Genomic DNA, 26,995 nt, shown 5'->3' on the forward strand with positions numbered 1-26,995 from the left:
CATGCCCCTGCCCGACACCATGACGGTGATCGCCATCGACGGCGCCGGCCCGCCCGAAGTGCTGAAGCCCATTGAGCGTCCCCTGCCGCAGCCCGGCCCCGGCGAGGTTCTCATCAAGGTAGCGGCGGCCGGCATCAACCGGCCCGATGTCATGCAGCGCAAGGGCCTCTATCCGCCGCCGCCCGGCGCGCCCGACATTCCCGGCCTCGAATGCGCCGGCAGGGTCGCTGCGGTCGGGCCGGGCGCCGAGCGCTACAAGCCGGGCGATGCGGTCTGCGCGCTGGTCGCGGGCGGTGGCTATGCCGACTACTGCCTGGCGCCGGAGCCGCAGGTGCTACCGGTGCCGGAAGGTCTCTCCTTTGTCGAGGCGGCTGCCCTCCCCGAGACCTTCTTCACCGTCTGGACCAATGTCTTCGATCGCGGACGCCTCGAGGCCGGCGAGAGCTTTCTCGTCCACGGCGGCACGAGCGGCATCGGCACCACGGCGATCCAGCTCGCGGCGGCCTTCGGCGCGCGCGTCTTCGCGACGGCCGGCTCGGCCGAGAAATGCGCGGCCTGCCGCGACCTCGGCGCGGACATCGCCATCAACTACCGCGAGGAGGATTTCGTCGCGCGCGTGAAGGAGGCGACCGAAGGGCGCGGCGTGGATCTCATCCTCGACATGGTCGGCGGCAGCTATACGCCGCGCAATCTCGATGCGCTCGCCATCGAGGGCCGGCTCGTCCAGATCGCCTGGATGGGCGGCCCGAAAATCGAGGCCGATTTCACCAAGCTGATGACCAAACGGCTCACCTGGACCGGCTCGACCCTGAGGCCGCGCTCCGTCGCGGAGAAGGGCGAGATCGCGCGGTCCCTGGAAGCCAAGGTCTGGCCGCTCCTCACGGCAGGCCGCGTGAAGCCGGTGATCCACGCGACCTTTCCGCTCGCCGAAGCCGCCAAGGCGCATGCGCTCATGGAAACGAGCGCCCATGTCGGCAAGATCGTGCTGACGAACGAAGGATAGGAGTTGCGGCGCCGCCGGGATCGCCGGAGGCGCCGCCCGTCCTCAGGTTTTGCGGCGTCGGCGCCGCGCCAGCATGTTCAGCCCCTCGATGCCCGCCGAGAAGGCCATGGCGGCGTAGATATAGCCCTTCGGCACATGCGCGCCGAAGCCTTCGGCGATCAGCGTCATGCCGATCATGAGCAGGAAGCCGAGCGCCAGCATCACGATCGTCGGGTTCTTGTGAATGAAGCGGGCGAGCGGGTCAGCCGCGAGCAGCATGACCGCGACCGCCACGAGCACCGCGATCACCATGATGGGGATATGCTCAGTCATGCCGACGGCGGTGATGATGCTGTCGATGGAGAAGACGAGGTCGAGCAGGAGAATCTGTCCGATTGCCGCGCCATAGCCGATCGTCGCCTTCTTCGTCTCGAACATGTCCGAGCCGGGATCGGGATCGATGGTGTGGTGGATCTCCTTCGTCGCCTTCCATACGAGGAAGAGGCCGCCGGCGATGAGGATGAGATCGCGCCAGGAAAAGCCATGGCCGAACGCGGAGAAGATCGGCGTGGTGAGCTGGACGATGAAGGCGACCGTGCCGAGAAGCGCGAGCCGCAGGAAGAGGGCAAGGCCGATGCCGATGCGCCGTGCGCTCGACTGCTGGTGCTCAGGCAACTTGTTTGTGAGAATGGAGATGAAGAGGAGGTTGTCGATGCCGAGCACCACCTCCATGGCGATGAGCGTGGCGAGCGCCGCCCAGATCGCGGGATCGGCGGCGAGCGTGACGAGATAGTCCAAGCGGTCTCTCCTCGAGGTGTCCAACGGGAAGCGGCCGGGGCCGGAGCATCATATGGCCCTTGCCCGCGCAATTTCACCTGAAAGATGAGGAGAACGCCGAAAATGGTGTCTTATGGTTGTGAGCCAAGACCCTCGTAGATGAAATCGACCGTCTGTAGATGCTCGGCATCGGGGCCGGTCATGACGCGGAACTTGCCGGGATCGGCCTTGGAGCCGCCCTCGCCGTGCCAATAGGCGAGGTCCTCCGCGCTGATCGTCAAGGTCGCCGTCTTGGTCTCGCCCGGCTCGAGCACGACGTGCTGGAAGCCGCGCAGCTCCGCCACCGGACGTGATACCTCGGCAACGGGCTGGTTGACGTAGAGCTCGACCAGTGCCGTGCCGCGACGCTTGCCCGTATTCGTCACGTCGACGGAGACGGGGAGCTTGCCGCCACTCGGCAGCGTCGTCGTCGCGAGGCGGGGGGCGGCGAAGGAGAAACGCGTGTAGCTCAGCCCATAGCCGAAGGGAAAGAGCGGGCTCGTCGGTTCGTCGAGATAGCTCGCCGTATAGGGCCGCGGCGGGTTGGTGGGCGGCCGGCCGGTCGGCAGGTGGTCGTGATGGATGGGGATCTGCCCGACGGCGCGCGGAAAGGTGACGGGTAGGCGCCCGCGCGGCTCGTTGTCCCCGACGAGCGTGCGGGCGATGGCGAGCCCGCCCATGGTGCCGGGAAACCACGCTGCCAGAATGGCCGGCGCGCTCCCCGCCAGGTCCGTCAGCACCAAGGGCCGGCCATGGAAGAGCACGACCGCCGTCGGCTTGCCGACCGCCAGCACGGCGCGTGCCAGCGCGAGCTGATCGCCCGGCAGGCGGAGGTCGGTGCGGCTCGCGGCCTCGCCGCTCATCGTCCCCTTCTCGCCGAGCGCCAGCACCACCATGTCGGCCGCGCGCGCAGCCTCCACGGCAGCCTCCCGCTCCGAGGCCGATGTCGCTGTCACCGTGCCGGCCGGCACCACGTCGACGCTCGCCTCAGGGAGCAGCTGGCGCAGGCCCTGCGCAACCGTGACCGCCTCCTCGGGCTTGCCGGTGCCGGGCCAGGGGCCAAGCATATCGGCCTCGTCGTCGCCGAGCGGACCGATGACGGCGATGCGCCGTACGTCGCGCGAGAAGGGCAGCACGTCGCCGTCGTTCTTGAGAAGGACGAGGGATTTTTCGGCGAGATCGAGCGCAGCTTGGCGATGCGCGGGATCGGTGAGGGCCGCGCGCTCGCGCTCCTCGTTCATGCGGGCGAAGGGATCGTCGAAAAGCCCGAGCGCTTCCTTCAGGCTCAGCACCCGGCGCACCGCCGCATCGAGCGCGGCCATCGGCACTTTGCCTTGGGCGATGAGCTGGGGCAGCTCGCGGAAGGCGGAGCCCTGCATCTCGATATCCGCACCAGCCGTAAGCGCGCGGCTTGCGGCAGCGGCACGATCGGCCGCGATGCCATGGATGGTCAGCTCCTCGATAGCGCCGAAGTCACTGACGACGACGCCGGGAAAGTCCCATTCCCTGCGCAGAATACCCGTGAGCAGATGCCGGTTGGCGATGCCGGGCACGCCGTCATAGGTGTTGAAGGAGGCCATGACGCAGCGGATACCGGCGGCGACCGCCGCCCTGAAGGGCGGCAGATAGATGTCGCGCAGCGCCCGTTCCGAGATCTCGGTCGCCGTATAGTCGCGGCCAGCTTCCACCGCGCCATTGGCGCCGAAATGCTTGGCGCAGGCGGCGACCGAATCGGGCGCGGCGAGATCGTCGCCCTGAAATCCCGCGACCCGTGCCGCGGCGATTTTCGCGCCGAGCCAGGGCGATTCACCGGCCCCTTCCGCGATCCGTCCCCAGCGCGGGTCGCGCGTGACATCGAGCATCGGCGCATAGACCCAGTTCACCCCGGCCGCCGCCGCTTCGGTTGCGGCGATGCGCTCCGCCCCGCGGATCGCGTCGAGATCGAAGCTCGCCGCCTGACCGAGCGGGATCGGGAAGAGGGTGCGGTGGCCGTGCAGGACATCGAAGCCGAAGAGGAGGGGGATGCCGAGCCGCGTGCGCCGGACGGCGATCTCCTGCAGCTGCCGCGTGAAGGCGACGTCATAGATGTTGAAGAGGCCGCCGAGCTCGCCCTTCGAGAGCAGATCCGTGACCCCCGGACTCGTATAGGGGCCGGTGACGGCGCGGTCGCTCGAGAGGAGCGTGAGCTGCCCGACCTTCTCCTCCACCGTCATGCGCGCGAGGAGATCCTCGACCCGGCGGGAGGCCGGCGGTTCGGCGGCGAGTGATCGAGCCGTGAGGGCAGCGGTGAGAAGAAGCGCCAGAGCCGCGGCGCGCCGGAAGCGGGAGGAGAACATGGATCCGCCCACTAGCTGTCAAAAGCGGCGGCTGCTTGACGAGATGCCGGCATTGGGACGGCTACCGCGCGATCTGCGGCCGCCCATCTGCCGCGTGCACGGGCTGGGCGGGCTCGGGTGTCGCGCGGAACGGGCCGAAGGTGACGTCCGGCGCGCTCGTGTTGTGGCGCGAAGGCAGGGACCGGCCGAGCCAGAACTCGCGCGCCGCACCGCCGGAAAAGCTCATGACCGGCGCCTCGCCCCAACCCTTGCCGTCGGCCTCCACCCAGGCGACGCGTGCCGCATCGGCATTCGTCTCCGTCACATACATGGAGCGCAGCGCCGCAAAAGGCTGATTGGCCGGTGGCGCGGCATCGAAACTGACATTGAGCAGCAGCCTCTCCTGGTCGATGCTTTTGAGCGCCAAGGTCGCGCTGCCGCCACGCGTGAAGTCGAGCTTGAACGCGCCGGTCTTGGCATCGAAGGAAAGGTCCTTCAGGGCGACGATCGGCCGCCCGTCCATCTCGACCGGCCCGACGAGGAAGGAGCTGCCATAGGCGGTGTTCTTCAGGTTGGGGGGCGTCAGCGGACGCCCACGCCAATAACCATCCTGCGGATAGACCACGAGCACTTCTTCCGCATGGCCGTCCTGCTTCAGCCAGAGCTGCACGAGATGAAGGCCCGCCTCCGCCTTGCCGCCGACGTGGAGCTTCACGCTGTCGGGCCGCCAGAGCGAGGGATAGCTGTAGCCGACAAGGCGGAAGCGATCGGTTTCGGCGAGCACTGCCTGCCGCGGCTTGCCGAGGAAAGTGGGATCACCGGACATGTCGCACTGCGCCCAGTCCGGCGCCTGACGGTCCGCGGCGAGCGTGCCGATATAGGCGGGATGCAGGATCTCGATGCGAAAGCTGCGCACCACCGGCCCACCCTGCGGCTGCTGGAAGGGCAGGTAGATATTGTCTCTCTCCGCGCAGCGCTCCGGCTCGCTCAGATTCTTGACCTCGACGGCGACTTCCCGGCCGTTCTCGGCCCAGCCTGCCGTCGGTGCGCCAAGCAGCGCAATCAGGCAGAGGAGGGCAGGCGCGAGGGGGAGGCGGAAGAGATCACGCATCGACAAACTTTCGCAAACTGAGCTTAAGCGAGACGCAAATCACGCACGCCTGTCAATCGCCGTCCCGCCTAGGCAACGTTTGCGGCGATAGAACGACAGCCTTTGCGAAAACGCGTCGCCTTTGTGCGGCGGCTGTGGATAGGCCCGGTTATCGCCAAAGCAAAGCCCGTGCCGGGCAAGATCCAAAGCGCGACGCAAGCCCTCTTGACGGACCGCCAGGGCTGTGTCTTTGTAACTATATAGTTACTTACCGCCTGCCCGAAGCGGCAGCAGCAAGAGGAAGCGCCATGGCGGTCCGTCAACTCGGCCTCATCATGCACGGCATCACCGGTCGCATGGGCTACAACCAGCATCTCGTGCGCTCGATCGTGGCGATCCGCGAGCAGGGCGGCGTCGCCCTCCCTAATGGCGACCGGGTCATGCCCGACCCCATCCTCGTCGGCCGCAATGCCGAGAAGATCGCCGAGATTGCCAAGAAACACGGCATCACGCGCACGACGACGGATCTCGACGCGGCCCTCGCCAATCCGAATGACACGCTGTTCTTCGACGCCGGCTCGACCGTCATGCGCGCGGGCCTTCTGACGCGCGCCATCGAGGCGGGCAAGCACGTCTACAGCGAGAAGCCAATCGCCGACACGCTGGACGGCGCGCTCGCCGTGGCCAAGCTTGCCCGCGCCCGTGGCGTCAAGAACGGCGTGGTGCAGGACAAGCTCTTTCTGCCCGGCCTGCGCAAGATCAAGCTGCTCAAGGACGCAGGCTTCTTCGGCCGCATCCTCTCTGTGCGCGGCGAGTTCGGCTATTGGGTCTTCGAGGGCGACTGGGGCCAGCCGGCCCAGCGCCCGAGCTGGAACTACCGCAAGGAGGACGGCGGCGGCATCATCCTCGACATGCTCTGCCACTGGCGCTACGTGCTCGACAACCTCTTCGGCGCGGTGAAGGCGGTGAGCTGCCTCGGCGCGACGCATATCCCGACGCGCATCGACGAAGAGGGCAAGCCCTATACGGCCGATGCCGACGACGCCGCCTATGCCACCTTCGAGCTGGAAGGCGGCATCATCGCCCATATCAATTCCTCCTGGGCCGTGCGCGTGAAGCGCGACGATCTCGTCACCTTCCAGGTGGACGGCACCCATGGCTCGGCGGTCGCCGGCCTCACCCGCTGCTTCACCCAGCATCGGGTCAACACGCCGCGCCCGGTCTGGAATCCCGACCAGCCGCAGACCATGCAGTTCGACGCGCAATGGGACGAGGTTCCCGACAACCAGGTCTATGACAACGGCTTCAAGGCGCAGTGGGAGGATTTCATCCGCCATGTCGTCGCCGACACGCCCTGGAAATACGACCTGATGGAAGGCGTCAAAGGCGTGCAGCTCGCCGAACTCGGCCTGAAGAGCTGGGCCGAGCGGCGCTGGCTCGACGTGCCCGATCTCACGCGGGAGGTGTGACCCTCATGACCAGCATTGTCCTTCCCACCACCGGCGGCCGCCGCGAGACCTACGTGCTCAAGAACGCGCCGCTCCCCGCGCCTGCCGCCAACGGCAAGGCGCCCGCCTTCAACCGCGTCGCCTATGCGGCCGCCCATGTAGTCGCCGACCCTCTCGCCGACAACGACCCCTGGCTCGACACCGCCGTCGACTGGGACAAGACCATCGCCTTCCGCCACTATCTCTGGGACCTCGGCTTCGGGGTGGCGGAAGCCATGGACACGGCCCAGCGCGGCATGGGGCTCGACTGGGCGGGCGCGCAGACGCTCATCCGCCATGCGCTCGCCGCCGCCAAGGAACGGCCGGGCGCCTTGATCGCCTGCGGCGCAGGCACCGACCATCTCGCGCCGTCGCCGGACGTGACGATCGACGATGTGATCCGCGCCTATGAGGAGCAGATCGAGACCATCGAGGCGATGGGCGGGCGCATCATCCTCATGGCGAGCCGGGCGCTCGCCAAGGCGGCAAAGAGCCCCGACGACTATGTCCGGGTCTATGACCGGGTTCTCTCGCAGGTGAAGGAGCCGGTCATCATCCACTGGCTCGGCGAGATGTTCGACCCGGCGCTCGAAGGCTATTGGGGCGCGAACGACCACGACGCCGCCATGACAACCTGTTTCGACATCATGGCCGCCCATGCGGACAAGGTCGACGGCATCAAGATGTCGCTTCTATCGGCCGAGAAGGAAATCCGCATGCGTCGGCTGCTGGCGGCCGGCAACAGCACTACGGCTGTGCGCATGTATACGGGCGACGACTTCAACTATGCCGAGCTCATCGCCGGCGATAGTGAGGGCTATTCGGACGCGCTCCTCGGCATCTTCGATGCCATCGCGCCGGCGGCTTCCGCCGGGCTCGCGCGGCTCGCGGCGGGCGACGAGGCGGGCTTCCACGCGATCCTCGCGCCGACCGTGCCGCTGTCGCGCCACATCTTCAAGGCGCCGACCCGCTTCTATAAGACGGGCGTCGTCTTCCTCGCCTATCTCAACGGCCTGCAGGATCATTTCACCATGATCGGCGGGCAGCAGAGCGCCCGCTCGGTGCTGCATCTGGCCGAACTCTTCCGCCTGGCCGATGCCGCGCGCTGCCTGAAGGATCCGGACCTGGCGGCCCAGCGCATGAAGAAGGTGCTTGCGGTCGCCGGTGTGGAGTAGGACCTCGTCATCCCGGGACCGAGCGCCGCGAGGTGCCCGGGATCTAGAACCGATGCCGTTCGTCGGTCGAGCATGACCGTTCACCTCCGTCGTTTCTGGATCCCGGACAAGCGCCCGCGGCGCTTTCCAGGATGACCGGGGAGGTGCAGGCGAAGGCAGTTCTATCGCTTAGGGAGAAACACGCGTGACCGTTGAGGGCCTCTCCATCAATCTCGCCACCGTCCGCCAGCAATGGGACATGCGCCAGGCCGTCGAGGCCTGTCTCACCCAGGGGATCCGGGCGATCGCCCCCTGGCGCGATCAGGTCGCGAAGATCGGGCTCGACGAGGCGGCGCGGATCGTCGCCGCCAACGATCTCAAGGTCACCGGGCTCTGCCGCGGCGGCATGTTTCCGGCGGCCGATGCCGAGGGCCGGGCAGCCGCCATCGACGACAACAAGCGGGCGATCGACGAGGCCTGCGCGCTCCGCGCCGACTGCCTCGTCCTCGTGGTCGGCGGACTGCCGCAGGGCTCGCGCGACATCGTCCACGCCCGCGAGATGGTCGCCGACGGCATCGCCGCGATCCTGCCACATGCCCGCGCCGCCGGCATGCCGCTCGCCATCGAGCCCCTCCATCCGATGTATGCCGCGGACCGGGCCTGCGTGAACACGCTCGCCCAGGCGCTCGACATCTGCGATCTCCTCGGCGAGGGGGTCGGCGTCGCGGTCGATGTCTATCACGTCTGGTGGGATCCGGATCTCGCCCGGCAGATCGCCCGCGCCGGCGCCTCGGGACGCATCCTGGCGCATCACATCTGCGATTGGCTCGTGCCGACCAAGGATCTCCTGCTCGACCGCGGCATGATGGGCGACGGCGTGATCGATCTCAAAGGCATTCGCCGCATGATCGAGGCGGCCGGCTTCCTCGGACACCAGGAAGTCGAGATTTTTTCCAGTGAAAACTGGTGGAAGCGACCGGGCGAGGAGGTGCTCACCACCTGCATCGAGCGCTTCCACACGGTGTGTTGATCGGCTGCCGCCAAGTTGTCCACATCCGCCATTGGCGCCCCCGGCTGTCTTCGGCGCGGGCGCGCATGCATTTGCTGCCGCGATTGCGACAAATAGCGCAGGCCCTTTGACAGCTCCGCCGCAGCCGCTACGATCCAGCTAGAAAACGGCTCGTCCTCGTTGCATGCGCAATGATGCTCTCGCGTCGTCGACACCTACGTCTTTAGTCTAAGTCATGAAAACGGCTGTTCGACTTACAATCGAGAGCTGTCGCGGGTTGGGTTTTGCTGTCGATTGCTGCTTGTTCGCGCACTTCGGATCGTGTACGTGGCCGCCGCGCCGGCCAGCCGGACAACTGCAATCCCACAACACAAGGGGAACACCGATGCTATCCGTCCGACTGCAGTTGAAACGTCTCGTCACAGCCGTCGCGGCTGCAGCCATCCTTGCGACGGCGGCACCCGCCATGGCTGCAACGCCCAAGGATACGCTCGTCCTCGCTTGGGCCATCGACGACATCATCACGCTCGATCCGGCGGAAGCCTTCGAGATCTCGGCCGGCGAAATCATGGGCAATACCTATGACCGGCTGGTGCGCTTCGACATCGAGGATCCGTCCCGCCTCTATGGCGACATCGCCGAGTCCTGGACGGTGTCGGAGGATGGCAAGCTCTATACTTTCAAGCTGAAGCCCGATCTCAAATTCGCGTCCGGCAATCCGCTCACGGCCGATGACGTCGTCTATTCGCTGCAACGCTCGATCAAGCTCGACAAGACGCCCGCCTTCATCCTCACCCAGCTCGGTTGGACGAAGGACAATGTCGAGACCATGGTCAAGAAGGTCGACGACCTCACGCTGACCATCGCCACCGACAAGGCCTATGCGCCGAGCTTCGTGCTGAACTGCCTGAGCGCCAATGTCGCCGCCATCGTCGATAAAAAGCTCCTCGCCGAACACGAGAAGGACGGCGACATGGGCTATGGCTGGCTCAAGACCAATTACGCCGGCTCGGGCCCCCTCAAGATCCGCGATTGGCGTGCCAACGAGATCCTCGCGCTCGAGCGCAACCCCAATTACTATGGCGACAAGGCCAAGCTCGCCCGCGTGATCTACCGTCACGTCAGCGAGAGCGCGACCCAGCGGCTGCTGCTCGAAAAGGGCGATATCGACGTCGCGCGCAATCTCTCGCCAAACGATCTCGACGCCGTCGCCAAGAACAACGACATCGCCATCACCAGCACGCCCAAGGGCACGGTCTATTACTTCAGCCTGAACCAGAAGAACCCGATCCTGGCGAAGCCGGAAGTGCGCGAGGCGATCAAATACCTCGTGGACTACGACGCCATCGGCGCTACCTTCATCAAGGGCATCGGCCAGATCCACCAGACCTTCCTGCCGGTCGGCCTGCTCGGCGCCTCCGATGAGAAGCCCTATAAGCTGGATATCGCCAAGGCCAAGGAGCTTCTCGCCAAGGCCGGCTATCCGAACGGCTTCTCGGTGACCATGGACGTGCGCAATAACCAGCCCGTCACCGGCATCGCCGAGGCGGTGCAGCGCACCCTGGCCCAGGCCGGGATCAAGATGGAGATCATCCCCGGCGACGGCAAACAGACGCTCACCAAATACCGCGCCCGCAACCACGACATGTATATCGGCCAGTGGGGCGCCGATTACTGGGACCCGAACACCAACGCCTCCACCTTCGCGAGCAATCCCGACAATTCCGACGGCGCCTCGAATAAGACGCTCGCCTGGCGCAATGCCTGGGATATCCCGGAGCTCACCAAGAAGACGGATGCCGCGGTGCTTGAGCGCGACACGGAGAAGCGTGCCGCCCTCTATAAGGACTTGCAGAAAGATGTCTTGGAGACGAGCCCCTTCGTGATGCTCTACCAGATGATCGAGACGGCAGGCGTCCGCAAGAACGTGCAGGGGCTGAAGATCGGCCCGAGCTCGGATACCACCTATGTCTACAAGGTGGTGAAGAACTGACGGCGTCGGCATGACGCTCACCGAACCGGTACGGCCGGGAGTACGCAAGCGCTCCCGGTCCTTGTCCAGGGCGTCCGCGGTCGGCCGCTTCCTGGTCATCGTCCTCATCACCTATCTCGGCCTGCTGGCGGTCACCTTCTTCATCGGCCGCGTCATACCGGTCGATCCGGTGCTCGCCATCGTGGGCGACCGGGCGCCGGCCCATGTTGTCGAACGCACGCGCGAGGAGCTCGGCCTCAACAAGCCGTTGCCCGAGCAGTTCGTGATCTATGTCAGCAAGGTGCTGCAGGGCGATTTCGGCACCTCGGTGCTGACCTCCAACCGGGTGATCGACGACATCGCCCGGGTCTTTCCGGCGACGCTCGAACTGGCGACCCTTGGTACGCTGATCGGGGCCCTCGTCGGCATTCCGTTCGGGGTGCTCGCCGCCGTGAAGCGCGACAGCCTCGTCGACCAGATCGTGCGCATCATCGGCCTCGTCGGCTATTCCGTGCCGATCTTCTGGCTGGGCCTGATGGCGCTTCTCGTTTTCTACGCCCGGCTCGGCTGGACGGAGGGGCCGGGGCGCTTCGATATCGTCTATGAATATACGGTCACGCCTGTCACCGGCATTCTGCTGCTCGATACCGCCATGGCCGGCCAGTGGGACGCATTCCGCAATATCGCGGGGCATCTCGTGCTGCCGTCGCTGCTGCTCGGCTATTTTTCGCTCGCCTATATCAGCCGCATGACGCGCTCCTTCATGCTCAATGAACTTGCCCAGGAATATGTCGTCGCCGCCCGCGCCAAGGGCCTCTCGGAAACGAGCATCATTTGGGGACATGCCCTGCGCAATGCCGCCGTGCCGCTCGTCACCGTCATCGTCTTGTCCTATGCGGGCCTGCTCGAAGGCTCGGTGCTGACCGAATCCGTCTTCGCCTGGCCGGGGCTCGGCCTCTACATCACCAACTCCCTGCAGAATGCCGATATGAACGCCGTTCTCGGCGGGACGATCGTGGTGGGCTCGGTTTTCGTCGGCCTCAATCTCGTCTCGGACCTGCTCTATCGCTTCCTCGATCCACGGACACGTATGCGATGAGCGAGCTGGCGCAACCCTCGCAACAGCACTGGCGCGCCTGGCTCCTCAGCGAGCGGCCGCAGTCCCGCGCCCAGGCCCGGCTTGGCCGGGCCTATGCCGCCTGGCGGCGCTTCACCGCCAACCGCCTGGCCCTCATCGGGCTCGCCATCGTGCTGGCGCTCCTCATCGTCGCCGCCTTCGCCGGGGTGCTCGCCCCCTATTCGCCGGTCGCCGGCGGCGATCTGCGCACCGAGCGCCTGCTGGCGCCGAGTTGGGCGCATCCCTTCGGCACCGACGATCAGGCGCGCGACATTCTCTCGCGCATCATCTACGGCTCGCGGCTGACGCTCTATGTCGTGGTCCTCGTGGCGGTCATCGCCGCTCCCATCGGGCTGCTCGTCGGCACCGTCGCGGGCTATGCCGGCGGGTTTCTCGACGCCGTGCTGATGCGGATCACCGACATCTTTCTCGCCTTCCCGAAGCTCATCCTGGCGCTCGCCTTCGTCGCGGCGCTCGGGCCCGGCATCGAGAATGCGGTCATCGCCATCGCAATTACGTCCTGGCCGCCTTACGCGCGCATCGCCCGCGCCGAGACGCTGACCATTCGCTCCAGCGAATTCATCGCCGCCGTCAGGCTGATGGGCGCCTCGCCATGGCGCATCGTGCTGCGGCACATCATGCCGCTCTGCATCTCCTCGCTCATCGTCCGCGTCACGCTCGACATGGCCGGCATCATCCTGACGGCGGCAGGCCTCGGCTTCCTCGGCCTGGGTGCCCAGCCGCCGCAGCCCGAATGGGGCGCGATGATCGCCTCCGGCCGCCGCTTCGTGCTCGACCAATGGTGGGTGGCGGCCGCACCAGGCGCCGCCATCTTCATCGTCAGCCTCGGTTTCAACCTGCTCGGCGACGGGTTGCGCGACGCGCTCGATCCGAAGGCGACCGACCGGTGAGGCCGCTTCTCGAAGTCGAGGACTTGAGGATCCGCTATCCCGGCCGCGAAGAGCCTGTCGAGGTGGTGCGCGGCGTCTCCTTCACGCTCGGCCGCGAGCGTCTCGGCATCGTCGGCGAGTCGGGCTCGGGCAAGTCGCAGACCGGCCGCGCGATCATGGGGCTGACACCGCCGCAGGCTCAGGTGACGGCAAAGCGGCTGGCCTTTTCCGGCACGGACCTCTTGGCGCTCTCGCCGCGGCAGCGGCGGCAGTTCCGCGGCGAGCGCATCGCCATGGTGCTGCAGGATCCGAAATATTCGCTCAATCCGGTGATGAGCATCGGCCGGCAGATCACCGAGACGCTGCGGGCGCACAGCGGCGTGTCGAAGACGGTGGCCCGCGCCCGCGCGCTCGAGATGCTGGCGGCGGTGCAGGTCCGCGATCCCGAGCGCATCTTCGATCTCTATCCGCACGAGGTCTCCGGCGGCATGGGTCAGCGGGCCATGATCGCCATGATGCTGATCGCCGATCCGGAACTGCTCATCGCCGACGAGCCTACCTCGGCGCTCGACGTGACCGTGCAGTTGCAGGTCTTGTCCATCCTCGATCGCCTCGTCCGCGACCGCGGCATGGGCCTCATCTTCATCTCCCACGATCTGAGGCTCGTCTCCTCCTTCTGCGACCGCGTGCTCGTGATGTATCGCGGCCGCATCGTCGAGGAGGTCGCCGCCGACCGGCTGAGCGAGGCAAAGCACCCCTATACCCGCGGGCTGCTCGATTGCCTGCCGAAGATCGGCGAGGACCGTCATCCGCTGCCGGTGCTCGACCGCCGTCCGGAGTGGGCGGAATGACCGCCCTTTCGCTGCACAATCTCATCGTCCATTTCGACGATTTCGTCGCCGTCGACGACGTGAGCTTTTCGGTCCAGCCTGGCGAATCCTTCGGCCTCGTCGGCGAATCGGGCTCGGGCAAGTCGACCGTGCTGCGCGCTGTCGTCGGACTTGCGCCGACGAGCGGCGGCGAGATCCGCCTCGGCGGCAAGGCACTGGCAACGCCGCGCGAAAAGGCCTTCTACCGCCACGTGCAGATGGTCTTCCAAGATCCCTACGGCTCGCTGCACCCCCGCCAGACCATCGACCGCATCCTCGCCGAGCCGCTCGCCATCCACGGCATCGGCGATGCCGAGCGGCGCATCACCCGCGCGCTCGACGAGGTCGGCCTCGGCTCGGGTTTCCGCTTCCGCTATCCGCATCAGCTGTCTGGCGGCCAGCGCCAGCGCGTAGCCATCGCTCGCGCGCTCCTGCTCGAACCCGCGCTGCTCCTCCTCGACGAGCCGACCTCGGCGCTCGACGCCTCGGTGCAGGCGGAGGTTCTCAACCTCTTGGAGCAGCTCAGACGCGAGCGACAGCTGACCTATGTGCTCGTCAGCCACGATCTGGCGGTCGTCACCCATATGTGCGACCGGCTCATGGTCATGCAGAAGGGACGTTGCGTCGAGGAACTCGGCGCCGCCGACCTCGCCGCGCGCCGCCTGTCGGCCGACTACACGCGCGAGCTGATGATCGCCAGTGAGGGTTTTCGGCGTCCGGACGGGCGTTGAGCGGTATCCACCGCTCGCGCCGGCGGTGGCCGCGAACGCCGGGCTGCGCTCTCGTGCCTGACAGGTAATCGCCGCTTATCACCTCTCCCCGGCGGGGAGAGGTCGGCCGCGCAGCGACCGGGTGAGGGGGGATCACTTTTGAATTCGCGGGTCGCTGCCCTCACCCTGTTACTCTCCCCACCGGGGAGAGGGGACCAAACGCCCACATCCGAAAGCCCGGCCTGCGAGAGGGAGGGTACCGAGTCCGTCAGGAGCCCATGGCCGTCTCACGCCGCGCTGGCGGCGGCACTCGCCTGGGCGCCGGGCTGGCCGGTCGCGACCGCCGCGGCCACGCTGGCCGCCGCGCCGGAGAGCCCCGTCCCGCTCTGCGCCAGCACATTGCGATCGACCGATTTCACGTCGGTGACGCCCGTCAGCGCCATGCTGACATCGAGCTCGCCGCGGATGATGTCGATGGCCTTGGTGACACCGGCCTCACCCATGGCGCCGAGGGCATAAAGGAAGGACTTGCCCATCAGGCAGGCCCGCGCGCCGAGCGCCAGCGCCTTCAAGACGTCCTGGCCGGACTGGACACCACCGTCGAACAGGATCTCGGTGCGGTCGCCGACCGCCTCAACGATCCCCGGCAGGGCGGAAATCGAGGACACGGCGCCGTCGAGTTGGCGCCCGCCGTGGTTGGACACGACGATCGCATCGGCACCGGTGCCGGCGGCGATCTTGGCATCCTCGACGTCGAGCACGCCCTTCAGGATGAGCTTGCCCGGCCAGATATTGCGAATCCACTCGACATCGCGCCAGCTGAGCGAGGGATCGAATTGCCCGGCGATCCATTGCGAGAGCGTGGTCAGGCTATCGGAGCCCGGCGCCCTGCCGGCGAGATTGCCGAAGGTGCGGCGCTTGCCGAAGAGCACGCCCATCGCCCAGGCGGGCTTGGTGGCGATGTCGAGCGCATTCGCCAGCGTCAGCCGCGGCGGGATGCTGAGCCCGTTCTTGATATCGCGGTGGCGCTGCCCCTGGATTTGCAGGTCGAGCGTCAGCACCAGCGCCGAGCATTTCGCGGCGATCGCCCGCTCGACGAGCGACTGTGCAAAGCCGCGGTCGCGCATCACATAGAGCTGGAACCAGAAGGGCTTCGCGACAGCAGCCGCCACGTCCTCGATCGAGCAGATCGACATGGTCGAGAGGCAGAAGGGAATGCCGGCCGCCTGGGCGGCGCGCGCGCCGCAGATCTCGCCGTCGCGATGATAGAGCCCGGTGAGGCCCGTCGGCGCGATGGCGAGCGGCATGGTCACCGGTTCGCCGGCGATGGTCGTCGCCAGCGATCGCTGCGAGACGTCGATCATCACCCGCTGGCGAAGCTTGAGTGCGGCGAGGTCGGCGCGATTGGCGGCGATCGTACGCTCGTCATAGGAGCCGCGGTCGGCATATTCGAAAATGGCCCGCGGAATCCGCCGCTTCGCGAGAAGGCGCAGGTCCTGAATAGTGGTAATCGGTTCCATGCTTCTTGTCCTTGGCGCGCGCCCGTCCGCAGGCGCGCACATAGGGCTTTCTAGCGGCCTTGCGACCCCGCTCGCAAGTCTGCAGCGGGGATTTGCAACCCAGGGTGACGATCCCCACAAGGGTCGTTTGCATGGCGTGAGAACACGGCAGTTGACAAGTGCCGGCTCGCCGCGACCTATGATATCCGCCCCGTCACCTCCGCGCCGGTACCGCGTCCCCGCCTCTCGCTCCTTCACGACTGGTCGGTCCTTGGCCGCTCGCCGCGCCCCATCTCGCGTGAAGCTCATGACCACACCTGCGACAACGACACCCTCCGCTCCGCCCACCTATGCCGATGTCGCCGCCGCCGCCGATCGGCTCGCCGGCATCGCCCATCGCACACCGGTGATGACCTCGCGCACGGCCGACAGGGAGACGGGCGGCTCGCTGTTCTTCAAATGCGAGAACCTGCAGCGGGTCGGCGCCTTCAAATTTCGCGGCGCCTATAATGCGGTCGCCATACTCGACCCGGAGCAAAAGAGGCGCGGCGTCGTCGCCTTCTCCTCCGGCAACCACGCCCAGGCGGTCGCGCTCGCCGGCAATCTCCTCGAGGTGCCGACGGTCATCGTCATGCCCAAGGACGCACCGGCCATCAAGGTCGCGGCCACGCGCGGCTATGGCGGCGAGGTGGTCTTCTATGACCGCTATACGGAGGATCGCGCCGCCATCGGCCGGCGTCTCGCTGCCGAGCGCGGCCTTGCCCTCATCCCGCCTTTCGACCACCCCGGCGTCATTGCCGGCCAGGGCACGGCGGTGAAGGAGCTCATCGAGGAGACGGGGCCGCTCGATCTGCTGTTCGTGCCGCTCGGCGGCGGCGGACTTCTCTCCGGGTCGGCGCTCGCCGCCAAGGCTCTCTCGCCGAACTGCCGCATCATCGGCGTAGAGCCTGAAGCCGGCAACGACGGCGCCCGCTCCTTCCGCGAAGGCAAGATCGTGACGATCGACGTGCCGAAGACCATCGCCGACGGCGCCCAGACCACCGCCCTCGGCCATCTGACCTTCCCGCTGATTCGCGAACTCGTCGAGGATGTCGTCACCGTGTCGGACGCGCAGCTCGTCGAGGCGATGCGCTTCTTCGCCGGCCGCATGAAGCTCGTCGTCGAGCCCACCGGCTGTCTCGCCGCGGCGGCCGCCCTCTCCGGCATCGCCCCGGTTGCCGGCAAGCGGGTCGGCACCGTTCTCAGCGGCGGCAACATCGACTTGACCACCTTTGCCCGGCTGGTCGCGCCGGCCTGATCCGGCCACCCGATACGCGGACAGTGCTTAGCTCAGGAGTTCATTTCCAATGGCCCATTGGCTCTATAAATCGGAACCGTCCAGCTGGTCGTGGCAGCAGCAGCTCGACGCCGGCGAGAAGGGCACGTTCTGGAGCGGCGTTCGCAACCATTCGGCCAAGCTCAATCTGATGGCCATGAAGCCCGGAGACCACGGCTTCTTCTATCATTCCAACGAGGGCAAGGCGGTCGTCGGCATCGTCGAGGTCATCAAGGCCTATTACCCCGACCACACCGACCCGACCGGCAAATTCGGTATGGTAGACATCAAGGCCGTCGAGAGCTTGCCGACGCCTGTGACGCTGGACGCCATCAAGGCCGAACCCACCCTGAAGGACATGGTGCTCGTCAACAATTCGCGGCTCTCGGTGCAGCCGGTCACCGACGAGGAATGGCGCATCATCTGCCGCATGGGCGGGGTGAAGGGGTAGGCGCCAAGTACCCGGTCATCCCGGTGCGGCTCGCCGCGCCCAACCGAAGGTGCTCAGCCTCGCCCGCGGCTCGCCCGGCGGGCGGCGAGCGCCAGGCCCCAAAGGCTCTTCAGCGTGATTTCCGAGGCGAGCGCCGCCTGCCGGCGGGTCGCCGCAACGGCTGTGCCGAGATCGCCGATGGCGGTGCGCAGCATGGGCGTCGTCCAGAGCCTGAGCTGGCGCTCGACCAGCGGCTTGCGCTTGAAATGCAGGCTCCTCATGCCCTCGGCAGCGGCAGCGGGGCTCGCGCCACGATCGACCCCGATACGCGCCTGCGCCAGCATAAGCCCGTGCCGGAGCGCATAGCCGAGGAAGGAGCCGGCATCGGTGCCCTCGGCCATGAGCCGGCTATGGGCCTTGTCAAGATCGGCGAGTTCGCCGAGATAGGCCGCATCGACACCGGCATCGAAGGCGAGCGCCGAGACGTCGCCGATGACCGCCTCCACATCCTCGACGCTGATCTCGCCACGCCCATACGCATAGAGCACGAGCTTCTCGATCTCGCCGCGGGTCGCACCCCGGTCGGCGCCGATGAGGCTGAGCAAGAGCCGTTTGGCTTCCGGCGCGATGCCGAGCCCCGCATCCTTCAGCGTGGTGTCGATCAGGGCAGCGAGGCTGCGCGCATCATCGGCATAGCAGGGCACCGCCAGCGCCGCCGGCGAGCGTTCGCAAAGAACGCGTAACGGCGCCGATTTCTGCAGTTCCCCCGCCTCGATCACGATGATGGCGTCCTGCGGCGGGGCAGCCAGAATGGGAGTGACCGCCGGCGCCAGATTGCGGCTGCCGGCCCGCACCCAGATGGCCCGCTTTCCGCCGAACAGGCCGATGGTATTGGCTTCGTCCGCCAGCCGCAGGGGGTCGCCGGCGACCTCGTCGCCGTCGAGCCTCACCAGCTGGAAGGGATCGCTCGCATCGCTGACGCTGCGTTCGGCAAAGGTGCGGGCGCGCTCCGAAACGAGGCCGCCGTCCGGGCCATAAAGCAGGACGACAGCGGCGCGCGTGTCCGGCCGGCGCAGAAGGCTCTCGATGTCGCCGGCCTTGACCGCCACCATGGCTGTATCAGCGGCTCGCCACGCTGCCGCCCTTCAGGGCGCCGCTCGCGAAGAGGGCCGCAAGCCGCGTCTTGATCTGTTCGGCGAGCTGTTTGGCGACGAGAATTTCCGCTTCGCGCGCCGCCCTGATGGAAGCGAAGCGTTGCGGGTTGCGGTCATAGGATGCGGAGGCGGTCGCGGTGGCGTTGACGATCGGATCGCCGCCGGCGATCGGCCTCACGGTGAAATGCGCCGTGCCGTTGAGCGTGGCGGATTCCGCATTGCCGGTCTGCGAATTGACGATCGCGGTCTGCACGCTCTCCGAGCTGGTCATCTCCAGACGATAGCGCTTGGTCATCGCCGGAGCGCCGCCGTTCAGCTGGAACACCAGCTCGTTGCGCAGGTAGTGGCTGAGGCGCTCTTGGCCGGCGACATTCGGCATCGATGCGACATCGACGGTGGCGAGCTCGTCGTGGACGGAGGTGCCGGTCGCCGACGTCGCGTAGAGCGGGCGAAAGCACCCGCCGAGCAGGACAGTGGCAGCCAGGGTGAGCAGGACGGGAAGAAGCGGTGCTCGGCGCTTTGTCTCAGGCGACGACATTCACGATCCTTTGCGGAACGACGATGATTTTCTTGACCGGCCGCCCGTCGGTGGCGCGCTGCACCGCCTCGAGCGCGAGCACGGCGGCCTCGACCGTCTCACGGTCGGCATCGCGCGGCACGGTGACGTCGGCGCGGCGCTTGCCGTTGATCTGCACGGGCAGCGTGATGACGTCCTCGACCAGGAGCGCGGGATCCGCCGCAGGCCAGGACGTATCCGCGACCAGCGTGGAATAGCCGAGCACCTGCCAGCATTCCTCCGCCAGATGCGGCATCATGGGGGCGGCGAGCTGCACTAGGATCGAAGCCGCCTCCTGCAGGGCAAAGCGCATATCCGCGGACAGGCCTTCCCCGCCCTCATGGGCTTGGCGGGCGCCACCCACCGCCGCCTGCAGGGCATTGGCGAGCTCATAGATCTGCGCCACCGCGCGGTTGAAGCGCAGGCGCTCGATATCGTCGCCGGCGGTCGCGAGCGCGCGGTGGGCAGCCTTGCGCAGGGCGAGCGACGCCTCGCCGAGATCGGCTGGCAAGTTGTCGCTCTCGGTGCCGGCAATCTCCACCACCTCGTTGACCAGACGCCAGATGCGCTGAACGAAGCGGTGGGCGCTCTGCACACCATCCTCCGTCCAGATGACGTCGCGCTCAGGCGGCGAATCCGACAGCATGAACCAGCGCGCGGTGTCCGCGCCGTAGCTGCCGATGATATCGTCCGGGTCGACGGTGTTCTTCTTCGACTTGGACATCTTCTCGATCGAGCCGATCTCGACGGGCTGGCCGGTGGCGATCTCCACCGCCCGGCGCTCGCCGCCCTCGCTCGTCATCTGGACGTCCGCCGGCTGCAGCCAATGGCCATCGGTCGCGCGATAGGTCTCGTGCACCACCATGCCCTGGGTGAAGAGCCCCTCGAAGGGCTCGTCGAGACCGGCATGGCCGGTCTTGCGCATGGCGCGCACGAAGAAACGCGAATAGAGCAGATGCAGGATCGCGTGCTCGACACCCCCGATATACTGGTCGACCGGCAGCCAGCGGTCGACGGCGGCGCGGTCGGTGGGGGCATTCTCGACGAACGGATCGGTGAATCGCGCGAAATACCAGGACGAATCGACGAAGGTGTCCATCGTGTCCGTTTCGCGCACCGCGGCCGCCCCGCATTGCGGACAGGCCACATGCTTCCAGGTGGGGTGCCGGTCGAGCGGATTGCCGGGGACGTCGAAGGAAACGTCGTCCGGCAGCGTCACCGGCAGATCGGCCTCTGGAACGGGCACGGCGCCGCAGCTCTGACAGTGGATGATCGGGATCGGGCAGCCCCAATAGCGCTGGCGCGAGATGCCCCAGTCGCGCAGGCGGAAATTCACCTGGCGGGCGGCGACCGGCTTGCCGTCGCGCGTCTTGCTCTCGAGCCGCCGGGCGACCTCGTCCTTCGCCGCCTCGATGGTCATGCCGTCGAGGAAGGCGGAATTGAACAGGCGTCCCTCGCCGTCGAAGGCCGTGTCGTCGACGCCGAAATCGTCGCCCGCGCCCTCCGGCCGTACCACCGCTTTCACCGGCAGGCGATAAGCGCGGGCGAAGTCGAGGTCGCGCTGGTCATGCGCCGGGCAGCCGAAGATGGCGCCGGTGCCGTAGTCCATCAGCACGAAATTCGCCACATAGACCGGCAGCGTCCAATGGGGATCGAAGGGGTGCACCGCCCGGAGCCCGGTGTCGAAGCCGCGCTTCTCGGCTTTGTCGATGAGCTCCTGGGCCGTGCCGGTGCGCTTGCACTCCTCGATGAATTGGGCGAGCGCCTCGTTCTCCTCGGCCATGCGGCGGGCGAGCGGGTGATCGGGGGCGATGGCGACGAAGCTCGCGCCGAACAGCGTGTCGGGCCGGGTGGTATAGACCTCGACCTCATTCGTCTCGGCTGCGTTGGACGGCGCCAGCGCGAAGCGGACGAGCAGGCCTTCGGAGCGGCCGATCCAGTTCTTCTGCATGACCCGGACCTTCTCCGGCCAGCGCGTCAGGCCGTCGAGCGCCGAGAGCAGATCCTGGGCGTAATCGGTGATCTTGAAGAACCACTGCGTCAGCTCGCGCTGCTCCACCAGCGCACCCGAGCGCCAGCCGCGGCCGTCGATCACCTGCTCGTTGGCGAGCACGGTCTGGTCGACCGGGTCCCAGTTGACGCGCGCCGTCTTACGGTCGACGAGGCCCGCCTTGAGGAAATCGATGAACATATGCTGCTGGTGGCGATAGTAGCTGGGGTCGCAGGTCGCGACCTCCCGGCTCCAGTCGAGCGACAGGCCCATGGACTTGAGCTGGTCGCGCATCGTGGCGATATTGGCATAGGTCCATTCGCGCGGATGCACCTTGTTGGCCATGGCGGCGTTTTCGGCCGGCATGCCGAAGGCATCCCATCCCATCGGATGGAGCACGTTGAAGCCCTTGGCGCGCTTGTAACGGGCGACCACGTCGCCCATCGTGTAATTGCGCACGTGCCCCATGTGGATACGCCCGGAAGGATAGGGGAACATCTCGAGCACGTAATATTTGGGGCGTCGGTCCGCGTTGTCGGTGCGGAAGAGCGCGCGCTCTTCCCAGACCTTGCGCCACTTCGGCTCGGCTTCCTTCGGGTTGTAACGCTCCACGGTCATTGATGCATGTCGATCAGCTGGCGCGCTCGCAGGCGCGGATTGACGGGATGGACCGGCCACCAATAGCGCCGGAAGAACCAGCGACATTGCCTGGCTGAGGTCGATCGGACTAGGACATGAATGCGTGATGCGGTCAACAATACGGGGGCGTTTGGCCGCGCTGTGTTGCAGGATGGACAAAGGGAGTTTCACCGTGAGCATGACTGCGCCGGATACGAGCCCCACCCGCCTCGCCGCGGTGAGGGAGGCCATCGCCCGGGCGGCGCGGGAGGAAGGTCGCGATCCCGCCGAGGTGACGCTCGTCGCGGTCTCCAAGACCTTCGGCGTCGACGACATCCTGCCGGTGCTGGAGGCGGGGCACCGCGTTTTTGGAGAAAACCGCGTTCAGGAAGCCAAGGCCAAATGGCCCACCCTCAAGACGCGTTCTCCCGATATCGAACTGCATCTCATCGGCCCCCTGCAGAGTAACAAGGCGCGCGAGGCGGTGGCGCTCTTCGACGTCATCCACACGCTCGACCGACCCTCGCTTGCCGAGGCCCTCGCCAAGGAAGTCGCCGCTTCCGGCCGCGGTCCCCGCCTCTTCGTCCAGGTCAACACCGGCGAGGAGCCGCAGAAGGCCGGTGTAGCGCCCGGCGAGGCGGACGCGTTCCTCGCGCTCATACGGGAGCGCTATCGCCTCGCAGTCGAAGGGCTGATGTGCATTCCGCCCGCCGACGAGCCACCCTCGCCCCATTTCGCGCTGCTCGCGACCATCGCCAGGCGCAACGGCCTTACGAAGCTCTCCATGGGCATGAGCGGCGATTTCGAGCAGGCGGTGATGCTGGGGGCGACCCATGTGCGCGTCGGCAGCGCGATCTTCGGCCATCGCCCACCGCTTTGATCGGCACGGCGGAATGGCGCTGCTTAGAGCAAGTCGCGCAGATAGCCGCGGGCCGGCGGCACCAGAGGCTCGGGCCCGAAGCGGAACGTGATCCGCGGATCCGACAGGCTGAGGTGGTGACGAAAGAGCAGCCGGCCAGCGTCGCTGAATTCAGGCGGCAGCAGCAGGGTAAATGGCCGCGGGAGATCGAGATCGAGCAGGAAATCCACGAATTCGCCGATGGGGATGCGCCTGTCCGGCCCGAAGTCGCGGCGCCTGCCCGGCTCGGGCGGAAAGAGGTGCCGGCCGGCGACATCGCGGCAGTCCGGCGTCTGCGCGCAAACCACTGTGACCACCGAGCGTCGCGGCCGTTGGGCTAGACAGCGGCGGCTGACGCATCGCAGGCCAAGCTCCGGCTCCTCGAAGGTTGCAAACCGGTTCTGCGACGGTGTGTTGCGATAGGTCGACGTGAGCGCCAGCCGCCCCAGCATCGACGCATCGTGGTAATTCCCGATATAGAGCAGAATGGCGTCCGCCATAAGACAGTTGGCTGAAACATCCTGTATCATCGCGCTCAAATTGCCTTTTCAATGAGCCCTGGCCTGACTGGGGGCGCGGAGCACAGAGCTGAAGGAGATCGCTGATCAGCGGCCCTCGAGCGACGGAAACCGCATCGTGCAACGCCATTCTCTCAGCGCAGCGAAATCGGGATTGGGAAAGTCGCCCTCATAAGGCGGCAGCCAAGGCCTGCGACTCACCGCGACGAGCGTGTTGCAGTCGATACTGATGGCCTGGTTGAAGCGCACCAGCGCGTTGTCGGATAAACCCGGCGGAATAGCCAGCCGAAACCAGTGTGGAATACCGAGGTGGCTGATGAACCAAGCGAGGTCCTCGACTGTAATCAAAGTGTCAGGGCCATGATCGTGCGGCGGCAACCAGACCATTGGTGCGAAACAGGCGCGCATCCGCATGACGAGCGTCCGCGCCGATCCGTAGCGTGATTCCGCGCCGGGAAACGGATTGGCTCGCGCGAGAATGCGCTCGCCATCCGGGGCAATTACGAAAGCCGCGTAGAGGGTGCTGCCCTCCGGGAGATCGGCCAGGCAGTCGAGGGTGGCCGGCTTGAAGCTGCTGCCCCGATTGCAGAAGGTCGCAAATCGATAGCGTCGCGATGCTTGCAAGTCATTGCAGCACTTCTCGACATCTCTGACCTTGAGATGTTCGTTAACATTTCCAACAAAAACGAAGGCATTCGTCATCTATTTGCTCCGCGCCAAGCACAGGTGCAGAGCCTAGTTCAGTATTTCTTTGATATGATCGCAGCATCTGAGCGTCGACGCGCAAAGCCTGCGCGAACCGTCAGCGCACGGCAAGAATGGTTCTCGGCCCGAGCCGCGCGAGAAGCCGCCGCGCATCTTTCGGCCGAATGGCGACACATCCCGCTGTCGGCGCGAAATCATCGCGGGCGAGGTGCAGGAATATGGCGCTGCCGCGCCCGCGCACGCGGGGGCAGACGTTCCACGAGATCTCGACGACGATGTCATAGAGGTGATCGTCGCGCCACATCGTCTCGGCGCTCGCACCACACGGCAAGAGCACGTGCCTGTTGTAACGCCAGTCCCGCGGATCGTCACACCAGCCGTCCCGCGGCCTTGTCGCCCTGACCGGAAGCAGCGTCGCCGGCCTCGGCCCGCGGTCGGCCCGGTAGTGGAGGCGCCCGAGCCGAAACTGCCCGCGTGGCGTGCGGCCGTCGCTCTCGCGCTTGTCCCAGCCGATGCCGGCGCGCCCGAGGGCGCAGGGCAGCCTGAGCGGGCCGGCGACAAGGATGCCGCGCGAGCGATTTGACGGAAGGGCAAAGACGCGAAGGACGGTCAGACTGGCGCGCTTCATGCATTATCCGAATGAGGGGCGATCGAATGCCCTTGTTGCCGGATAGGGTAGGCCTAGTCTAGGAATCGAGACGACACTAGCTATTCAGCACCGGCCGTCGTCAACAGCCCGTTCCGAGGCCTTCGTTTCGATCCTGGAGAATCCCGCCGCATGGCCAATGTTCGCCACATCCTGATCGTGGACGACGAACAAGAGCTTCGCGACACGCTCGCGGAACAGCTTGCGCTCGTCGAGGAATTCACCGTGAGCTCCGCAGCCACCGCCGCCGAAGCCGTCCACGCCGTGAATGCAAGTCGAATCGATCTCATCGTGATGGATGTCGGGCTGCCGGACAAGGACGGCCGCGATGTCGTCAAGACGCTTCGTGATACCGGCTTTCGCGCACCCATCATCATGCTGACGGCGCTCGGTGGGGACGCCGACACGGTCCTCGGGCTCGAGGCCGGCGCCAATGATTATGTGGTCAAGCCGTTCAAATTCGCCGTGCTTCTCGCGCGCATCCGTGCCCAGCTGCGTCAGCACGAGGCGAGCGAAGACGCGGTCTTCTCCATCGGCCCCTATACGTTCCGGCCGAGCGCCAAGCTCCTCGTCAACGAGCGGGGCTCCAAGCTGAAGCTCACGGAGAAGGAAACCGCGATCCTGCGCTTCCTTTATCGGGCGGATGAAAAGGTGGTCAGCCGCGACGTTCTGCTCGCCGAGGTATGGGGCTACAATGCCAGCGTCACGACCCATACGCTGGAAACGCATATTTATAGGTTGCGTCAGAAGATCGAGAACGATCCCTCGGACGCACGCATTCTGGTGACCGAGGCGGGAGGTTACAAGCTTATCCCCTGACGGGGACGGCGGGGCGTTAGAGGATTGATCTGCAGCGGGGTATGATCCGGCGGATCTGCTCGAACGAAGGGGGAAAGCCACCGCCGGCTTGGGCACCGTGGCTTCTGACGGCCGATATGGGATTGAACGAAGATATTGCGGCCATGGGCCGCGTGCCGACCCTGGCGATTTTGGAGCAGGACGCGCTGCGTCTGCTGGCCTTTGCGGCGGAAACGCGCATCCTGCGGGCTGGCGATGTGCTGTTTCGGCGGGGCGAAGAATCCGACAGCGGCTATATCGTGGTCTCCGGCGCCATCGCGCTCGATGCGCGCGACGACGGCTCGCCCGCGGCCTATGTGGCGGGTCCCGGCACCCTGATCGGGGAACTCGCCCTGCTCGTGCCGGTGGTCCGGCCGGCGACAGCCATCGCGCGCGAATCGTCGAGCGTCATGCGGATGTCGCGCACGCTCGTGCACCGGGTGCTCGCCGAATTCCCCCGCTCGGCGCTCGCTTTGCGCCAGGCCATGACGACGAGGCTCACAGGCTTTTCGCAGGAACTGGCGCAGCTGCGCGACGTCATCGCAGCCCCTGAGGAGCGCGCCTGAGCCGTCCGCGCTGCCGCGGCGTCAAAGATCGAGCGTCACCGAGACCGGGACGTGATCCGAAGGGCGCTCCCAGCCGCGCGTTTCCCTGGTGATGGCGGTATCCGTCAAGGTCGTCGCCAGGTCCGGCGCCAGCCAGACGTGATCGAGCCGGCGGCCCTTGTCGGCGGTCACCCAGTCCGGCGAGCGATAGCTCCACCAGGTAAAGACCTTCTCGGGCTCCGGCACACGGTGGCGGATCGCATCGACATAGCCCGAGGCCAAGCGAAAATTCTCGAGCCGCGTTGTCTCCACCGGGGTGTGGCTGATGACATTGAGCATCGCCTTGTGGCTCCAGACATCGGTCTCGTAGGGCGCGACATTGAGATCGCCCACGAGGATGCTCGGCGTCGCCGTCGGCCGGGTACGCTCCTGCCATTGCATCAGCTCGTCGAGGAAGGCGAGCTTATGGGCAAAGCGTGGATTGACGTCGGGATCGGGGATGTCGCCGCCGGCCGGCACGTAGAAGTTATGGATGGTAATGCCGGCCCCGGCCTTCGCTTCCGCCCCGAGCGTCACGGCGATATGCCGGCAATCGTTCTTGTCGCAGAAGCTCATGGCATTGATGGCCGAGAAGGGCAGGCGTGAGATGACGGCAACGCCGTGATAGCCCTTCTGGCCGCTCAGCGCGATATAGGGATAGCCAAGCGCCCGAAGGGCGGAGAGGGGAAAGTGCTCGTCCGGACACTTCGTCTCTTGCAGGCAGAGCACGTCCGGCTGCGTTTCGGTGAGGAAACGCACGACATGGTCGAGGCGCATGCGGACGGAATTGACGTTCCAGGAAGTGACGACGAGCTTCACGGGGGATCGATCCGG

Annotated in this window: 25 protein-coding genes; 14 read left to right on the forward strand and 11 right to left on the reverse strand. The window is 66.4% G+C overall.

Annotation, left to right across the window (positions count from 1 at the left end; all coding sequences use genetic code 11):
• The first annotated feature begins 1 nt into the window (after position 1).
• A complete protein-coding gene (locus tag ACFQU1_RS01425) occupies positions 2-1,003 on the forward strand; it encodes an NAD(P)H-quinone oxidoreductase (RefSeq protein ID WP_378128478.1) in 1,002 nt (333 codons plus the stop codon).
• Positions 1,004-1,045: 42 nt separating this feature from the next.
• On the opposite strand, the gene ACFQU1_RS01430 is transcribed toward ACFQU1_RS01425, so the two are convergent.
• The 3 genes from ACFQU1_RS01430 to ACFQU1_RS01440 all read right to left on the reverse strand — a co-directional run bounded on the left by ACFQU1_RS01430 (position 1,046) and on the right by ACFQU1_RS01440 (position 5,224).
• Positions 1,046-1,780: a TerC family protein gene (locus tag ACFQU1_RS01430; RefSeq protein WP_378128480.1), complete on the reverse strand. Its 735-nt coding sequence runs from the start codon at positions 1,778-1,780 to the stop codon at positions 1,046-1,048.
• A 110-nt stretch (positions 1,781-1,890) separates the two neighbouring features.
• The gene (locus ACFQU1_RS01435; RefSeq protein ID WP_378128483.1) at positions 1,891-4,134 is read right to left on the reverse strand and encodes a glycoside hydrolase family 3 N-terminal domain-containing protein; all 2,244 of its coding nucleotides are present in this window, start codon (positions 4,132-4,134) and stop codon (positions 1,891-1,893) included.
• 61 nt (positions 4,135-4,195) lie between these two features.
• Positions 4,196-5,224, reverse strand: coding sequence for a hypothetical protein (locus ACFQU1_RS01440; protein WP_378128485.1), 1,029 nt, complete (start codon positions 5,222-5,224; stop codon positions 4,196-4,198).
• Positions 5,225-5,511: 287 nt separating this feature from the next.
• Here ACFQU1_RS01440 and ACFQU1_RS01445 point away from each other — a divergent pair, with 287 nt between their 5' ends.
• From ACFQU1_RS01445 to ACFQU1_RS01480, 8 genes are all read left to right on the forward strand, one after another.
• A complete protein-coding gene (locus ACFQU1_RS01445; protein WP_378128487.1) occupies positions 5,512-6,672 on the forward strand; it encodes a Gfo/Idh/MocA family protein in 1,161 nt (386 codons plus the stop codon).
• 5 nt (positions 6,673-6,677) lie between these two features.
• Complete coding sequence (locus ACFQU1_RS01450; protein WP_378128489.1) at positions 6,678-7,865, forward strand: dihydrodipicolinate synthase family protein; 1,188 nt, start codon at positions 6,678-6,680, stop codon at positions 7,863-7,865.
• A gap of 184 nt (positions 7,866-8,049) precedes the next feature.
• Positions 8,050-8,874, forward strand: coding sequence for a sugar phosphate isomerase/epimerase family protein (locus tag ACFQU1_RS01455; RefSeq protein WP_378128491.1), 825 nt, complete (start codon positions 8,050-8,052; stop codon positions 8,872-8,874).
• 364 nt (positions 8,875-9,238) lie between these two features.
• Positions 9,239-10,846: an ABC transporter substrate-binding protein gene (locus ACFQU1_RS01460; RefSeq protein ID WP_378128493.1), complete on the forward strand. Its 1,608-nt coding sequence runs from the start codon at positions 9,239-9,241 to the stop codon at positions 10,844-10,846.
• 10 nt (positions 10,847-10,856) lie between these two features.
• Positions 10,857-11,924, forward strand: a complete 1,068-nt coding sequence (locus ACFQU1_RS01465; RefSeq protein ID WP_378128495.1) for an ABC transporter permease — start codon at positions 10,857-10,859, stop codon at positions 11,922-11,924.
• Entirely contained in the window at positions 11,921-12,853 is a 933-nt protein-coding gene (locus ACFQU1_RS01470; protein ID WP_378128497.1) for an ABC transporter permease, read from the forward strand. Before ACFQU1_RS01465 ends, ACFQU1_RS01470 begins: the two co-directional genes overlap by 4 nt.
• Positions 12,850-13,683 (forward strand): ABC transporter ATP-binding protein, encoded by an 834-nt coding sequence (locus tag ACFQU1_RS01475; RefSeq protein WP_378128499.1) that lies wholly within the window; start codon positions 12,850-12,852, stop codon positions 13,681-13,683. Before ACFQU1_RS01470 ends, ACFQU1_RS01475 begins: the two co-directional genes overlap by 4 nt.
• The gene (locus ACFQU1_RS01480; protein ID WP_378128501.1) at positions 13,680-14,432 is read left to right on the forward strand and encodes an ABC transporter ATP-binding protein; all 753 of its coding nucleotides are present in this window, start codon (positions 13,680-13,682) and stop codon (positions 14,430-14,432) included. Before ACFQU1_RS01475 ends, ACFQU1_RS01480 begins: the two co-directional genes overlap by 4 nt.
• A gap of 266 nt (positions 14,433-14,698) precedes the next feature.
• Here ACFQU1_RS01480 and ACFQU1_RS01485 read toward each other — a convergent pair whose 3' ends face one another.
• Positions 14,699-15,931, reverse strand: a complete 1,233-nt coding sequence (locus ACFQU1_RS01485; protein WP_378128503.1) for an L-lactate dehydrogenase — start codon at positions 15,929-15,931, stop codon at positions 14,699-14,701.
• Positions 15,932-16,217: 286 nt separating this feature from the next.
• On the opposite strand from ACFQU1_RS01485, the gene ACFQU1_RS01490 reads away from it, so the two are divergent.
• Together ACFQU1_RS01490 and ACFQU1_RS01495 are read left to right on the forward strand one after the other, a co-directional pair.
• The gene (locus ACFQU1_RS01490; protein ID WP_378128505.1) at positions 16,218-17,207 is read left to right on the forward strand and encodes a threo-3-hydroxy-L-aspartate ammonia-lyase; all 990 of its coding nucleotides are present in this window, start codon (positions 16,218-16,220) and stop codon (positions 17,205-17,207) included.
• 49 nt (positions 17,208-17,256) lie between these two features.
• Positions 17,257-17,676, forward strand: a complete 420-nt coding sequence (locus ACFQU1_RS01495) for an EVE domain-containing protein (protein WP_378128507.1) — start codon at positions 17,257-17,259, stop codon at positions 17,674-17,676.
• A gap of 53 nt (positions 17,677-17,729) precedes the next feature.
• On the opposite strand, the gene holA is transcribed toward ACFQU1_RS01495, so the two are convergent.
• From holA to leuS, 3 genes are read right to left on the reverse strand one after another with little or no spacing between them, the layout of a single operon-like run.
• Entirely contained in the window at positions 17,730-18,767 is a 1,038-nt protein-coding gene (gene holA, locus ACFQU1_RS01500) for a DNA polymerase III subunit delta (RefSeq protein WP_378128509.1), read from the reverse strand.
• Positions 18,768-18,774: 7 nt separating this feature from the next.
• Positions 18,775-19,347 carry an LPS assembly lipoprotein LptE gene (lptE, locus tag ACFQU1_RS01505; protein ID WP_378128511.1) on the reverse strand — a complete coding sequence of 191 codons (573 nt, stop codon included), beginning with the start codon at positions 19,345-19,347 and terminating at the stop codon, positions 18,775-18,777.
• Positions 19,334-21,973: a leucine--tRNA ligase gene (gene leuS / locus ACFQU1_RS01510; RefSeq protein ID WP_378128513.1), complete on the reverse strand. Its 2,640-nt coding sequence runs from the start codon at positions 21,971-21,973 to the stop codon at positions 19,334-19,336. The genes lptE and leuS overlap by 14 nt, the downstream gene beginning before the upstream one ends.
• A gap of 199 nt (positions 21,974-22,172) precedes the next feature.
• On the opposite strand from leuS, the gene ACFQU1_RS01515 reads away from it, so the two are divergent.
• Positions 22,173-22,853, forward strand: a complete 681-nt coding sequence (locus ACFQU1_RS01515) for a YggS family pyridoxal phosphate-dependent enzyme (protein ID WP_378129713.1) — start codon at positions 22,173-22,175, stop codon at positions 22,851-22,853.
• 23 nt (positions 22,854-22,876) lie between these two features.
• On the opposite strand, the gene ACFQU1_RS01520 is transcribed toward ACFQU1_RS01515, so the two are convergent.
• The 3 genes from ACFQU1_RS01520 to ACFQU1_RS01530 form a co-directional block, all read right to left on the reverse strand.
• On the reverse strand, positions 22,877-23,371 hold the full coding sequence (locus tag ACFQU1_RS01520; RefSeq protein WP_378128515.1) for a hypothetical protein: 495 nt from the start codon (positions 23,369-23,371) through the stop codon (positions 22,877-22,879).
• Positions 23,372-23,476: 105 nt separating this feature from the next.
• Positions 23,477-24,091: a hypothetical protein gene (locus tag ACFQU1_RS01525; RefSeq protein ID WP_378128517.1), complete on the reverse strand. Its 615-nt coding sequence runs from the start codon at positions 24,089-24,091 to the stop codon at positions 23,477-23,479.
• A gap of 100 nt (positions 24,092-24,191) precedes the next feature.
• The gene (locus tag ACFQU1_RS01530) at positions 24,192-24,722 is read right to left on the reverse strand and encodes a L,D-transpeptidase (RefSeq protein WP_378128519.1); all 531 of its coding nucleotides are present in this window, start codon (positions 24,720-24,722) and stop codon (positions 24,192-24,194) included.
• Between the two features lie 150 nt (positions 24,723-24,872).
• Between ACFQU1_RS01530 and ACFQU1_RS01535 the strand changes: the two genes are divergently transcribed.
• The gene (locus ACFQU1_RS01535) at positions 24,873-25,559 is read left to right on the forward strand and encodes a response regulator transcription factor (RefSeq protein ID WP_378128521.1); all 687 of its coding nucleotides are present in this window, start codon (positions 24,873-24,875) and stop codon (positions 25,557-25,559) included.
• Positions 25,560-25,675: 116 nt separating this feature from the next.
• Positions 25,676-26,143: a cyclic nucleotide-binding domain-containing protein gene (locus ACFQU1_RS01540; protein ID WP_378128523.1), complete on the forward strand. Its 468-nt coding sequence runs from the start codon at positions 25,676-25,678 to the stop codon at positions 26,141-26,143.
• A 21-nt stretch (positions 26,144-26,164) separates the two neighbouring features.
• On the opposite strand, the gene xth is transcribed toward ACFQU1_RS01540, so the two are convergent.
• Entirely contained in the window at positions 26,165-26,980 is an 816-nt protein-coding gene (gene xth / locus ACFQU1_RS01545; protein WP_378128525.1) for an exodeoxyribonuclease III, read from the reverse strand.
• Positions 26,981-26,995: the final 15 nt, after the last annotated feature.

The organism is Chelatococcus sp. GCM10030263 (genome assembly GCF_042666455.1).
Lineage (GTDB): Bacteria > Pseudomonadota > Alphaproteobacteria > Rhizobiales > Beijerinckiaceae > Chelatococcus.